General features: G+C 54.0%; 13 protein-coding genes and 2 pseudogenes. 9 read left to right on the top strand and 6 right to left on the bottom strand.

Translation table 11 applies throughout. The features are described from left to right. Positions 1-122 precede the first annotated feature (122 nt). Positions 123-1,643, top strand: a complete 1,521-nt coding sequence (locus tag LIW51_RS23340; protein WP_227377478.1) for a sodium:solute symporter family protein — start codon at positions 123-125, stop codon at positions 1,641-1,643. Between the two features lie 7 nt (positions 1,644-1,650). Here the strand turns inward: LIW51_RS23340 and LIW51_RS23335 are convergent, their stop codons facing one another. After that, positions 1,651-2,460 carry a creatininase family protein gene (locus LIW51_RS23335; RefSeq protein WP_227377477.1) on the bottom strand — a complete coding sequence of 270 codons (810 nt, stop codon included), beginning with the start codon at positions 2,458-2,460 and terminating at the stop codon, positions 1,651-1,653. A gap of 112 nt (positions 2,461-2,572) precedes the next feature. Between LIW51_RS23335 and LIW51_RS23330 the strand changes: the two genes are divergently transcribed. Together LIW51_RS23330 and LIW51_RS23325 are read left to right on the top strand one after the other, a co-directional pair. Next, entirely contained in the window at positions 2,573-3,862 is a 1,290-nt protein-coding gene (locus LIW51_RS23330; protein WP_227377476.1) for an amidohydrolase, read from the top strand. 43 nt (positions 3,863-3,905) lie between these two features. Beyond that, positions 3,906-5,282: a CapA family protein gene (locus LIW51_RS23325; protein ID WP_227377475.1), complete on the top strand. Its 1,377-nt coding sequence runs from the start codon at positions 3,906-3,908 to the stop codon at positions 5,280-5,282. A 307-nt stretch (positions 5,283-5,589) separates the two neighbouring features. Here the strand turns inward: LIW51_RS23325 and radA are convergent, their stop codons facing one another. The 5 genes and pseudogenes from radA to LIW51_RS23305 all read right to left on the bottom strand — a co-directional run bounded on the left by radA (position 5,590) and on the right by LIW51_RS23305 (position 9,352). Beyond that, the gene (radA, locus tag LIW51_RS23320; protein ID WP_227377474.1) at positions 5,590-6,618 is read right to left on the bottom strand and encodes a DNA repair and recombination protein RadA; all 1,029 of its coding nucleotides are present in this window, start codon (positions 6,616-6,618) and stop codon (positions 5,590-5,592) included. Positions 6,619-6,959: 341 nt separating this feature from the next. Then, positions 6,960-7,367 (bottom strand): 3-keto-5-aminohexanoate cleavage protein, encoded by a 408-nt coding sequence (locus LIW51_RS40055; RefSeq protein WP_255767550.1) that lies wholly within the window; start codon positions 7,365-7,367, stop codon positions 6,960-6,962. Next, positions 7,359-7,631, bottom strand: a pseudogene (locus LIW51_RS40050) (3-keto-5-aminohexanoate cleavage protein); the annotation flags it as partial. The gene LIW51_RS40055 and the pseudogene LIW51_RS40050, both read right to left, overlap by 9 nt. A 746-nt stretch (positions 7,632-8,377) precedes the next feature. Beyond that, entirely contained in the window at positions 8,378-8,923 is a 546-nt protein-coding gene (dpsA, locus tag LIW51_RS23310) for a DNA starvation/stationary phase protection protein DpsA (protein ID WP_227377472.1), read from the bottom strand. A 276-nt stretch (positions 8,924-9,199) separates the two neighbouring features. Beyond that, positions 9,200-9,352: a hypothetical protein gene (locus LIW51_RS23305; RefSeq protein ID WP_227377471.1), complete on the bottom strand. Its 153-nt coding sequence runs from the start codon at positions 9,350-9,352 to the stop codon at positions 9,200-9,202. A gap of 555 nt (positions 9,353-9,907) precedes the next feature. On the opposite strand from LIW51_RS23305, the pseudogene LIW51_RS39450 reads away from it, so the two are divergent. From LIW51_RS39450 to LIW51_RS23270, 6 genes and pseudogenes are all read left to right on the top strand, one after another. Beyond that, positions 9,908-10,444 (top strand): annotated as a pseudogene (locus LIW51_RS39450) (DUF7437 domain-containing protein). Further along, the gene (locus tag LIW51_RS23290; RefSeq protein ID WP_227377468.1) at positions 10,441-10,809 is read left to right on the top strand and encodes a PIN domain-containing protein; all 369 of its coding nucleotides are present in this window, start codon (positions 10,441-10,443) and stop codon (positions 10,807-10,809) included. The pseudogene LIW51_RS39450 and the gene LIW51_RS23290 overlap by 4 nt, the downstream one beginning before the upstream one ends. Further along, complete coding sequence (locus LIW51_RS23285) at positions 10,739-11,713, top strand: Gfo/Idh/MocA family protein (protein ID WP_227377467.1); 975 nt, start codon at positions 10,739-10,741, stop codon at positions 11,711-11,713. The genes LIW51_RS23290 and LIW51_RS23285 overlap by 71 nt, the downstream gene beginning before the upstream one ends. A 157-nt stretch (positions 11,714-11,870) precedes the next feature. Then, entirely contained in the window at positions 11,871-12,116 is a 246-nt protein-coding gene (locus LIW51_RS23280) for a nucleotidyltransferase domain-containing protein (RefSeq protein ID WP_368411834.1), read from the top strand. Beyond that, positions 12,046-12,555, top strand: coding sequence for an AAA family ATPase (locus LIW51_RS39445; protein WP_227378252.1), 510 nt, complete (start codon positions 12,046-12,048; stop codon positions 12,553-12,555). The genes LIW51_RS23280 and LIW51_RS39445 overlap by 71 nt, the downstream gene beginning before the upstream one ends. Further along, positions 12,552-12,707 carry a hypothetical protein gene (locus LIW51_RS23270; RefSeq protein ID WP_227377466.1) on the top strand — a complete coding sequence of 52 codons (156 nt, stop codon included), beginning with the start codon at positions 12,552-12,554 and terminating at the stop codon, positions 12,705-12,707. Before LIW51_RS39445 ends, LIW51_RS23270 begins: the two co-directional genes overlap by 4 nt. Positions 12,708-12,797 lie beyond the last annotated feature (90 nt).

Raw genomic sequence — 12,797 nt, 5'->3', positions numbered from 1 at the left:
TACTATTTTGGTCATTTTCTGACGGAAACAATTGCCTTTATTAATGTAATAGCAGAATATTTACCAGCATCACTGTTTGGTTCCCGAATTTATTTACTCGCTCCAGCTAGGATAAAGGTGACATGGCACGGGAACTCATAGCAGGGATCGTATTAGTGTACGTAATTGGAATGCTCGGGGTCGGGTACTTCTTCCACCGGAAAGGGATGAAGGACCTGGAGGACTACTTCCTCGCCGGTAAAGGCGCGCCGTGGTATCTTGTCGCGCTCTCATTCTTCGCCACGGCAATCGGTGCCGGTGGGACGATCGGGCTTTCAGAATCAACCTTCACCTCCCAGAGTATCACTGCGTTTTGGAGTTACGGAATCGCTCTTGCGAGTTTCTTCGTCGTTGCTGTCCTACTCGGACACAAACTCCCAGGCACGAAAAACATCACCATCCCCTCGATGCTCGAGGACCGGTACGATGAGAAGACCCGTATCGCTGCGGTTCCCTTCTACCTCCTCCGGTTCATTAGCACACTTGGCGCACAATGGTTAGCAGCGGGGACGATTATCAGTTTCCTGCTCGGCGATATGATTACCGTTACCCAGGCCGCGATCCTTGGCGCGCTCATCATTACAGCCTACACTGTGATGGGCGGCATGTCCGCAGTGATGTGGACTGACTTCATTCAGGGTATCATCCTGTTTGTCGGTCTCTGGATACTCACTGTCATGGGTATCGCGGAATTCGGCGGCTTGTCGGCCATGACGACAGAAGTAACGGGCGTCGCACCGCAAGCGTTCGACCTCTTTGCGATGAAATGGACGCTGATCGCCGGGTACGTCGTGACTCTCGTGCCGACAATGCTCGTCCGCCAAGGCTACCTCCAGCGTATCATGTCCGCTCGTAGTGATCGAGATGGATTCATTGGAACGACGCTGAACGGGATCATCGGCTTCGCATACATTCCGATTCCTCTTCTCATCGGCGCAATGGGGCTCGTGATGTATTCGAACATCGACAACCCCAAGCTAATCATGCCGCAGATGGCGATGGACATTCTCCCGAGTTGGCTGGCAGGTCTCATCCTCGCCGCCTTGGCAGCGGCCGTGATGAGCAGTGGTGACAGTTTCCTCCTGTCCGGTTCGTCCAACATTGTCGACGACATTTACCTTCGGTACCTAAATCCCAACGCAAGTAACGAACAACAGCAGACGATTTCCCGAATTACGGTCATCGGCCTCATGGTGTTCTCGCTCGGCCTCGCACTGGTCGTGCCGGGAATTATTGACCTGATTGTCTTTGGGGCCGTTGCCCTGACTGGCGGTGTGCTGGTTCCGTGGTTGGCCGTTTTCTACTGGCCGCGCGGAACGTCAGATGCCGCCTTCTGGAGCCTCGTCGTCGGTGCGGGGATGACCGTCGCTTGGTGGTGGGCTGGATATTTCGCCGATACCGCCGAGTTCATGGGTCTCCACCCAGTCTTCATTGGGCTTCCGCTTTCGATCATCCTCTTCTTCGCTATCTCATTTGCGCAGGAGCCGGAGTACGAGAAGGTATTAGAGACGGCCCGCAAGCACAACCTCGAGTCGCTGGAAAAGCGAACTCGCAACGCAATGGACGAACAGAGCGGTGAGCCAGGAACCGTCGCGGACGACTAACTAGTCGCTACGCGGTCCTATCGTTTTGCGCGTAGATCTCACAGAGGAGTTCCCCGAGTTCCGTTTCTAAACACTCGAAGAACTGTCGGCCTTTGTCCGCCGACGCGAGTTCCGGTGCGCCGATGGCTCCCGAGGGACTGTACTCGTCGAACGTCCTATACACAGAAAGGGGACCGTCGGCAAAGAGGTCTTGGCGGCCATGTTTGTAGGGTTCATCGCGGCGAGTGCCCTCGACCCGGTCTTCGTTGACGAGGTCTGGGTGAAGGTGGAGCATGAGGGACGTTTCGAACTCACCTCCATGTGAAATACCGCCGACGTCGCTCTCGCGTACCTCCGCGACAATCTCGTTGGCGAGGTGAAAGTACGTCAGACCGAGAACCTCACGATCAGGATGGTCGTCACCGACTCCACTCACTGCATCAGCTATCACCGACATATTTCCGCCATGGCCATTCAGAAACAGCAACGCGTCGAAATCGTTCTCAAACGCCGTCTCCGCGACTTCTGAGAGTACATCGAGCAAGGTCGTCGTGTCCAGTGACACCGTGCCGCCAAAAGGAAGATGATGTGGCGAACGGCCGGACCAGATGGTCGGCGTGACGAGGACGGGGAGCGATTCTTGGACGTGTTCAGAGCCAGCATGGGCAACGGCTTCGACGAGGAGTGTATCTGTCGAAACCGGGAGATGGTAACCGTGTTGTTCGAGACTCCCAACAGGAACAATCAGTACTGATCCGTCCTCTGCAGCGGTTTCGACAATTTCTGGATATGGTTTTGCCATCCATGCGACCGGCGAGACGTTGTGTGAGGCGTTCATAAACGAAAGTACTTCTGCAAGCAATCAAAAACCCGATGGTGATTACTGAGAGCTGCCCTCGTATGTTACCTGTTGGCGAGTGTTTATTGGTGACAATCGGTACATGCTCTCTATGGCCACAATAAGTGAACTTTCGTTACCAGAGCTACGACGCGACCTCCACAAGTATCCTGAAGCGGGCTGGAAGGAGTTTCGCACTACGTCACTCATCGCTGAAGAACTCGATGAGAGAGGATATACCGTGCATCTCGGTGCTAGTGCACTCGACGCTGAGGAGCGCCTTGGTGTGCCGAATGACGATGAAATTGAGCGGGCTCGCGATCGAGCCCGAGATGAGGGAGCACCCAAGACATACCTCGACCAAATGGGTTCGGTCACTGGCCTCATCGCTGAGAAGACGTTCCATGAGGGAAGCGGCCCGGTCATCGGTGTTCGCGTTGATATGGACGCACTTGAGATGACCGAATCGGGCGACGCAGATCATCGGCCTGCAGCCGAGGGCTTCGCCAGCTGCCACCCGAACGAAATGCATGCATGTGGGCACGACGGCCACACGACAATCGGCGTCGGCATCGCACGCAAACTCGATGTCACTGACGACTTCACTGGGACGGTCAAACTCTTCTTCCAACCGGCTGAGGAGGGCGGGCGCGGTGGGCTTCCGATGAGTAAAACGGCACACCTCACTGATATTGATCACTTCGCCGCGCTCCATCTCGGTTTGGACAACGAAACGGGGAAGATAATCGCGGGCTATGAGCGGCCGCTCTCCAATGCGAAAATCGATGTGGAGTTCCATGGCGAATCGGCGCATGCCGGAAAGGCACCGAACGAAGGTCGGAATGCACTCCAAGCAGCGACGACGGCGATTCAAAATCTCTACGCAATTCCCCGACACGAAGAGGGTGCGACCCGTATTAACGTCGGACAAGTGCACTCACCGAATGCGCAGAACGTGATCGCCGGCCATGCCCAGATGCGAGTCGAAGTCCGCGGTGAAGCGGCTAACTTGAATGAATACATGCTCGACGCTGCGAACCGGGTGTTAGAACACGCTGCTGGAATGCATGCCGTCGAGTACGATACTGATCTCTACGGCAAGACGACGACCTTCGAAGCCGATACCGAGCTTGTGACGGCAGTTGCTGATGCAGCTCAATCCCTTGACGCCGTGACGAACGTCGTTGAACGCGAACCGATCGGCGCAAGCGAAGATGCCTCGTACCTGATCAAGCGTGTTCAAGCAGAGGGTGGACAGGCGACGTACGTCGGTATTGGTGCCAGCAATCCATCTGGCCATCACACATCGCGATTCGATATCGATGAAGATGCACTCGAAATCGGTGTTGACGCCGTCATCGAGACGCTCAAACGCCTCTCCACGACGTATTCCCAGCAGTGATTCGAGAGCGAAATCCCGAGAACCACTATCGAAAACTCGATTGATGAACCCTATATACGGAACTGAAGGCCAGAATCTCACGCTCGCGCCTGTTGGAGACGCACTCGTTACGCGGAAATTCTCCATGTACGAGGATCCTCAATTCCGAGCGCTAGTCGATGAGATTCAAGACGCAGATGTATCGTTTGCAAATCTCGAAGTACTGCTTCACGATTACGAGGAGGGGTATCCCGCGGCTCAGAGTGGCGGAACATACATGCGTGCCCCACCGTGGATTGCCGACGAACTCAAGTGGGCTGGCTTCAATCTCTTTGCGGCTGCGACTAACCATGCGGGTGATTTCTCACACGGAGGGATGGTGGCTACAATGGATACACTCGAGAATCGGAACCTCGCCTACGCCGGTCTCGGGCGAAACCTCGCTGCCGCCCGAGCACCCACGTACATTGATACTCCAGCGGGTCGAGTCGCGTTAGTTGCTGCCTGTACCACGATCACCCCAGGGAGTATCGCCGGAGAGCAACGATCAGATATGCAGGGACGGCCAGGGTTGTCGCCGCTTCGATTGGAAACGCGATATACGATCCCAGAGACTGTCTCTGAGTCTCTTAGAAACCTCAGTCAAAAACTTGGATTAGAGGCCGCCAAAGAACGCAGAGAACGCCTTGGCTTCCCTGTTCCTGGCGAGGACACCGATGGATTCACACTCATGAATGTTGGCGGGGAAACGGACATCGATTTTGAAGTCAGTGACGAATTTGCGATCCATCGCGAGGTGAACGAAGACGATGCGGAGGCGATTCACCGCCAAATCGCTGCTGCACGTAAACAGGCAGATTGGGTCATCATTAGCCTCCACGCTCACGAGGGAACGGATGCCTTCTTCAATGATGACTCTGTCCCCGAGTTTCTCGAGACATTTGCACACGACTGTATCGACGGTGGTGCAGATGCGTTCATTGGGCATGGGCCACACGTGCTCCGTGGCATCGAAATCTACGACGATGCGCCGATATTCTACAGCCTTGGCAATTTCTTCATGCAGAACGAAACGGTGACGCGACTTCCTGCTGAAATCTACGGCCGGTATGACCTTGACCCCGCGGAGTCGCTCCCTGCCGACCTATTCGACGAGCGAATTCAAGACGCAGATGAGAAGCGAATCGGATTCCTCTCAAAGCGGTCGTTCTGGGAGACCGTGCTTCCGATCTGTGAATATGAGAACGGTCAACTAGAGACTATTCGCCTGTATCCGCTCGATCTCGGCTATGAAGAACCACGCCCGCGCCGCGGCCGGCCAGTGTTAGCCGATGATGACACCGCGGAGCAAATTCTCGAGTCGATAACTGAGCTCTCGGAACCGTACGGAACGACAATCGAGTCTCAGGACGGATACGGCGAGATAGCCGTGAACACGTAAGACCGTCTCAACTCGAACCGCAGTCGCTGACGATTCTAGTATCGTTTCTGAGAAATTCATATACAGCCGACCAAAGAAAAATAGCGTGTTTTCATCGTCTGTTCGGTAGTGGATGCGATGGAGACCTGTTACTCTGCTCTCACCGAGAAGCAGGTTGATGAAGCCAGATAGAAAAGGGAGAAATAGCCAATTCCAGTTTAGGCTATTTTGAAGTAGGTTATTTGGGAGCATTATTCTGACTCAGGATTGACGTCCTCCACGCCCTTTAGGGCGGGGAATCCGACAACACATACTCTACCCCATGGGGCTATTCAGGCTTCAGTCCCGATTCTACGATACGCATCACAGCTTCACCGTCAGGGAGGTTCGGCGCATCGACTAGCCGGACGATACGTTTGTTCCCTTTCGATTTTCGGAGGTAGATGCGAACTGTGCTGCTGTGTCCAAGAATATGCCCACCGATGGGTTGCGTCGGATCGCCGAAGAACGAGTCAGGGTTGGAGGAGACCTGATTCGTCACAACGACTGCCGCATTATGCAGATTCGCGAGCCGTAATAGGTCGTGGAGGTGCTTGTTGAGCTTCTGTTGACGTTCGGCTAGTTTCCCTCGACCGAGGTACTCGGCCCGGAAGTGCGCGGTCAGCGAATCCACACAGACCAATTGAATAGGCCACTCAGTATCGGCGTAGTCGCTGGCGAGTTCTCGAGTCTTTTCGGCGAGTAGAATCTGGTGAGCTGAATTGAAGCCCTTTGCAACGTGAATCCGATTCAGAACGTGATCAACCAACTCGTCAAGCGCAGCTTCGTCGGCGGTGTCTCCCTCAATACCACGGTCGACCATCGTGGCCGCAATGATGTCGTCTGGCAGCCCCCGGACGATATCGTCGATACGGTCGGGGCGGAACGTATCTTCGGTATCGATGAAGATGGCACGGCCGTGGAAGCCACCGTCGGTCTCAGGAAGCTGCACATTGACGCATAGTTGATGGGTGACCTGTGACTTGCCAGACCCGAACGCGCCGTAGAATTCAGTGATCGATTGTGTTTCGATACCCCCACCCAGTAGTTCATCAACCTCGTCAATCAGCAAGCTGAGCTTCCCAATCTGATCACGCTGTCGTCGCACCGCGACTCCAGTTTCGAAGTTGCCAATGTTGGCGGCCTCCCGTGCTGCCTGAATGATGGCAGTGGCGGTGCTCTCACCGATATCAGCGGTGTTGGTGAGCTCACCGGGACTCGCAACGGCGAGCGCCTGGTAGGAGTTGAAACCAGCTTTGAGGAGCTTGTCGGCTGTTGCTGACCCAACTCCCGGTAATTGGTCGAGCTCTGCTGCCATATGTGACCAAAGCACGTGCATCCTCATAAACACTCGTTAACAGGCTAGTGGAAGTGAACTATCTATGGGACAGTGGTTTCTTCCAATGGAGCGTGAGCAGGGCTGATAACTGACTTGCCGCAGGCGATTTTTTCCGTCTACGAGGCATACTCACCGACGAGCCATGCACAACCGCTTGGGCCGACAGCACCGCCACTCAACCCACGGTAGCATCACTCCGTTTCTACTCCTAGCGCCATTAGGACTGCGGGAAATCGCTCGAAACGCTACTCGACTAACGATCCGGTAGTGGTTTTTGTATTCAGAAACCGAACTACTCTTGACTCTATGAAAAAGCGACCCTACTCAAGCAAAGACGCAGCGGCTGCAACCAGTTCCCTGTTGTCTCTAGCCGGGCGTCCGTCAGGGAGGACCGTTGTATCCTCTAGCCCAGTACGGATACCGTGGCCGCGTGCTACAGCACGTCGATTGACCGCCCATGAGGCGATGCCGTCGCCGTGATGGACCTGCTCAAGTTGAATGCCGCCAGCATCGAGCGTCTGCTCGATGGACTCGGCGTGAGCGACGGCGTCATTGGGGTCGGGGTCCAGTGGCTCGACCAATACACGCTCGCAACGTGATGCGATTTCCGACTCGACGAAGGTGTACGCGTTGTCCAGCGATAAGAGGCCCGCCTCGATCCCGATACCACGCTCAACGAGTAGCTCGCAAAGACCGTGAATCCCCTTCTCACCCTGGTTAGCCGTCACGAGGTCCGGGAGCTCTGTCCAGGCCGCAACGAGCTTATGTCGCCGCTCGGGGTCAGGCTCGATATCTGCTGAAGTGCTGAGTGAAATTGGAACTCTGGGACAAGTATTGCGGACTGTGCGCAACGCTTTGGCGCACGACTCCGCTGCAAGTGTTTGGCGGCCGTTCTCGTCGAACGGGTGAAGATGTAGAGATTTGGCCCCGACAGTGACTGCCGCGCGTGCCTCCACGGCAAGCTCTTCCGGCGTACGAGGCACTGCAGGATGTTCACGCCCACCGTTTAGCGCCGCCTACAACAATTTGTCTCTCCTTGTCATGATATGTATTTCTTCGGTTCTAGTCAGATTAGAGTTTTCGCAGCACGTTCGGGACTTGACCAATAGCTACCTCATCTGTACTGAACGATCTACCGTTTCACTGATTATGTCGGTCTCGGGGCAATCCATCTTCCGAGGTTGTGAACGTGGGCTCTCCTACGTTGTTCCCAAGCGGATGTACACGAGCAAGAAAGCCCAAGCTCGCCAATTATTGCCGACTGATAGATGATTGCAAACTGAGGTACAACAGCTATAGTTAACAATACTGGTAATTCTTATCCCTATAGCCACGGTAGATTCTCAAAGATGAACTCGCCAAGCGGTTCTCAACACAACGACCATCAGCGATGCAACTGTCATGTTGTGAAATCGATGTGACTCAGTCAATAACCGAATCTTTTTGTTTTAGGTCTGCCTAAACTCCCTCTATATGGCAACTCAGTCACAATCGGAGTCGGCGAATTTGCAGAAGCAAACCGTTGATGCTATCTCTGCGATTTCAGTGTGTGAAACCCGTCCTGGTCGACTCGTCTTTTTGGAAGCCGGAAACACTGACGGTTGGATTGCGACGGACACCACTGAAGAGATTAACCCTTGATGGTCTCTCCAGCGAACGAGCGAGTCTCGCCTCTCAACAGGTGAACGTCTTACGGAGCTCTATTGGTTCAAAAATGGTCTACTTAGCGTACCTGGCATCAGTGCGTTGCTGACTCGAGTACCAGGGTATCGTCCTCGAGGTAGTGATCGATGACGTGCGCATGCTCCTCGAGCTCGATGAGTTGTTCGCGAAGCATTTCACCGGTGGCAAAGTCACCGAGGCCATCGGCGAGTTCGATGTGTTCACGGTAGCTTTCGATGATATCGCCATAAATCCCAAGATCGTGCTCGAAGGAGGTGCGAATGTCATAGACATCCTCATCCTCTGATTCTACCGTCGCGGCGTCTGCGAGCGCAGTCATGCTCGCATGGGGAACGCCACCGAGAGCCTGAACGCGCTCGGCGAGTTCATCTGCCGCCTCCTCAACATCTTCGTAGGCTTCCTGGAGGAACACGTGAACATCAAGGTGCTCGGCGCCTGCAACGTTCCAGTGATGCTTGTGGAGTTGGTGATACAACACGTACGCATCGGCCAAATCCGTATTTAGCGCGTCAATGATCTGCTCGGCCTTGTCTTGGTCAAGTCGGACGGGATTTTCTTTAACGGTACCGGCTTTCTGACGGACGATTTCTTGGGTACTCATCGTAGCCAGTAGTAAGTGGGCTATCCTCTTATAACCTCACACTATACGAATAATTCTTCGGCGGACCTAAAAATATACTCCCGATCTCGTAAATGGCTAGAATTATAATTTTATTGCTGTTTCCGTTATAGAGCCTGAATGTCTTACACTGGTTGTGTTGCTACTATCTCGTCCGTTGAGAGAGTATCCGTCCAGGGTAGTACCATCCCGAACAGCGTGGGCGGGTTCGCGCCCATTGGGAGAACTACTAAGGACAAGAACGAGACCTCGACGACGCTATCCGAACTGGTTCGAATCTTCGCCTGAGAACAGGAGTTGCACTGCAGGAGCTTCCCCGTCGAGAGAGGCGAGTCCGGTATCTAAAATTCGATAGTAGGCTGCATCTTCGTCCTGGACGTCCACGAGGTTCTGGTCTGCCAGTTGCTTCATCACCATGGTTTCGTCGAGGCACTCGTCTCGACAGTACCAAGTTCGACAACGAGATGCCGCCAGTTGGTCGTGGTGGCAGCGCGATTCGCGCCCTGTCAGGCTCAGCAAGGGCAGCAAAGAATTCGAGAATCGCGTCGTCGACGGACGTCTCCTGACGGACGATACTGTCGCCGTGAGCAAGTAGCGTGGGAAGGAAGCTACGAGCAAAGCGTGAAAAGGATGCCAGTGGGAGTACTCTCACAACCGGGCTGTGACGACAACAATGGATGCTGATGGCGTTTAACAGTGTACTTGTTCTTGGGTGCTAGGCGAGGGTGGTTGTGAAAGCCCATCTCAACCGTGAGGCGGAACCGTAAAACGCATTTCGGAAACATAAACCTTGAGTGTAGTTATGGGCATGCACCGGTCAACTGGCCCAGCTACTGTACCCGTTCTCATTCAATCACTTCATCCCGTGAGTAATGGCTGAAGGCTCCTTGTCCATTGGTTGAATAACTGGTATAGGTACATATATAATAGAAATATTATACTAATTGTGGATGATTCATGATTGAGATAGCGCATTCACTCGCTCGGTCAGACCACCCACCCATTCAGCAGCTCCAGACCGTGGCTGACCGCCTCGAAACACCCGCACTCGCTCGTCTCTACGCCTACGTATTGCGGAACGATTCCGTAACCGTTGCCGATATCGTCGCTAACCTCGGCATTCCGCAGGGGACGGCCTACGGTTATGTCTAGAAGCTCGACGCCGCTGGCTTAGTAACAAAGATTCAGGAGCAACGCCCGTACGAATACACTGCAGAATCTATCTCACTCACGTTCTCGACGGATGGCGAAACGCAGACGATTACGCCAGCGCTGATCGCTGCTGTCGCCCGACGAGACGAAAACGAGGACATCGACGTCTACATCGAGCGACATGGGCTCGACGGCCTTGCGATCGCCCTTGAGTACGCCTTCGAGCACGTCGACGGGACGGTCAACCACCGCATTGCGGCTCGCGAACTCGATCTCTCTCCGCTTGAGGCCGAAATCATCCTCCAAGCGCTCGAACCAGTTGCCACCGAGTATGCCGACGCTGCAGAATGACGATGGTCTACATCTCCGATACGAGTGTCTTCGTCCGGTGTGGTGGCCCGTACAAGGAGAAGGTTCAACGGCTTCGTCGTGCGTTCCGGCAGGCCGATATCTCGCTCCAAATTCTACAACGCGTCTACGAAGAACGTGGTGGCGACCCGGCAGCCGATGAGTATCCATCAGGCAATATCCCGTATCCCGACGGATTCGAAGAGGGGTGGATCGCCGTCGCCGATGATCTCGACTACACCAACCCACTCGTAGTTCGGCAGAGGAGTCTTTTAGGTGCTAGCATAATTAACCACCATGGATTTTGGAGTAATCGGGACAGCGACGATCGCACAAGAACGATTCATCCCTGCAATTGCGAAAACTGATCACACTGTCATCGCAGTTGCCTCTCGAACGGAAGAAAAAGCACAGACCGTCGCTGCAGCCTACGATATTCCCGATGCATACGGAGACTACGATGATCTCATCCAGAATGCAGAGATCGATGCGGTATATATTCCGCTTCCAAACAGTGAACATGCTCACTGGATACGTAAGGTAGCTGACCAAGGACTTCATATCCTCTGTGAAAAACCGCTTGGCGTAACTGCGAGTGAGGCGCGTACCGTCGGAGAATATTGTGCAGATCGCGATGTAACACTAATGGAAGCACTCATGTATCGGTACACTCCTCGCACCGAACGAGCACTTGAACTCGTCAATGAGGAACTCGGTGAGATTCGATCCGTTGCAGCAACGTTTCATTCGGAACTACGCGGATTACCAACCGGAATCCGGTTCGACCCAGATCTTGGCGGCGGAAGCATGCTCGATGTGGGAGTCTATGCGGTTGATGCTGTTCGGCTGTTTTTAGGAACTCCTGATCGTGTGTCCGCAACGACGCTCGATATGCACGACAGTGGTGTCGATACCCAGATGACTGCAGTCTTCAAGTACGATGAGAATGCGACTGCAACCGTCTCATCGTCATTTGATACAGCCGAATCCCAATACTATCACATCATTGGTACCGAAGGTTGGTTGACCGCTGAGCCCGCCTTCTCGTCTCCAGATGTGAACACCTCGATCAACTACGACATCGATCACCGACGAATTGCTGAGACATTCTCTCCAACAGACCCTTATAAACGGGAAATACAACACTTTGTCGACTGTGTCGAAACGGGTCGTTCGCCCCGAACCGATGCGACAGAAGCAGCGAAGACCTTAGCGATTCTTGATGCAATCCGAGAAAGTGCCGAAACAGATACCATCGTAACAGTGAACTAGCAGTTTATTTTCTTCTACAGGTTTAAATAACCAAAGACGCCGACGAGGTGCTTGAGTGTACTGTAATGCTGGGATGAATCGGTATAACTGCGTCTATGATTTGGCTCCACCTGAATAGGAATAATTATTGGAGTAATAATCGAAGTCCAGACCTGGGATTATTCTCCTTTTCTATTCGCTCTGCCGCGATGCGGACATCGACTTCGTGATGATGTTCGGCTCGCATGTCACGGGCACCTCACGTCCGTCGTCCGATCTTGATCTTGCCGTCAAGTTCATCGACATCTCTGACATTGAACCACTCCCGATTGACGTGGCGCACAACGCCGTCAATGGTGTGTTCCTGTGCGGCGACGAGGAAGCCTTCCGCCAATTTAAGGGTTTCACCACCAAACAGAATTGACCTATATGGCCCACCAGGCGCTGGAAAAACACATTTCGCCAGGGCCATCGCCGGTGAACTCGGCCACCCATACCTCGAACTGAGCACTGGCGATATCAAGAGCAAATGGGTCAACGAGTCCACGGAGAAGGTCAACCAGTTGTTCACCGAGGAAGAGCAGTTCGACCGGTGTGTGATCTTCGTCGACGAGATCGACGCCCTGCTCGCTGGTCGCGGAGACAATCTTCACCGTGAACACGCCCAGGCGGCCAACGAATTCCTCGCCCACTTGGATGAGGTCGACCCGAATTTCCTACTCATCGCCGCGACGAATCGGGCTGACCTCCTTGATGACGCCGCCACGCGCCGTGGCCGATTTGACCAACGATACAAGGTTTCTCTTCCTGCCATGAAGGCACGAAACGGATTTTCCGCGTGCGACTCCGTGAGCTCCCATTGAATCTAAGTGAAGACGATTATGAGATGCTCGCTGAACGAACAGCGGATTGCAGCGCGGCGGATATCGTTGGACTCGTTGATGACGCTGCGATGCGTGCTGCCGAACGCGACGCCGAGGCGATCATGAGAGACGACCTCCTCGATTGTTGTTGAACAAATTGGGATATTCTGTCTTGGTCTTGCTGATACCCTCACTCCGAGATAGGTTTCAGTGGCCGTGCTGAATAGAGGGCGCGTATCTTG

Source organism: Haladaptatus halobius (genome assembly GCF_020618475.1).
GTDB lineage: Archaea > Halobacteriota > Halobacteria > Halobacteriales > Haladaptataceae > Haladaptatus > Haladaptatus halobius.
This window is presented reverse-complemented; position numbering and strand designations above follow the sequence as displayed.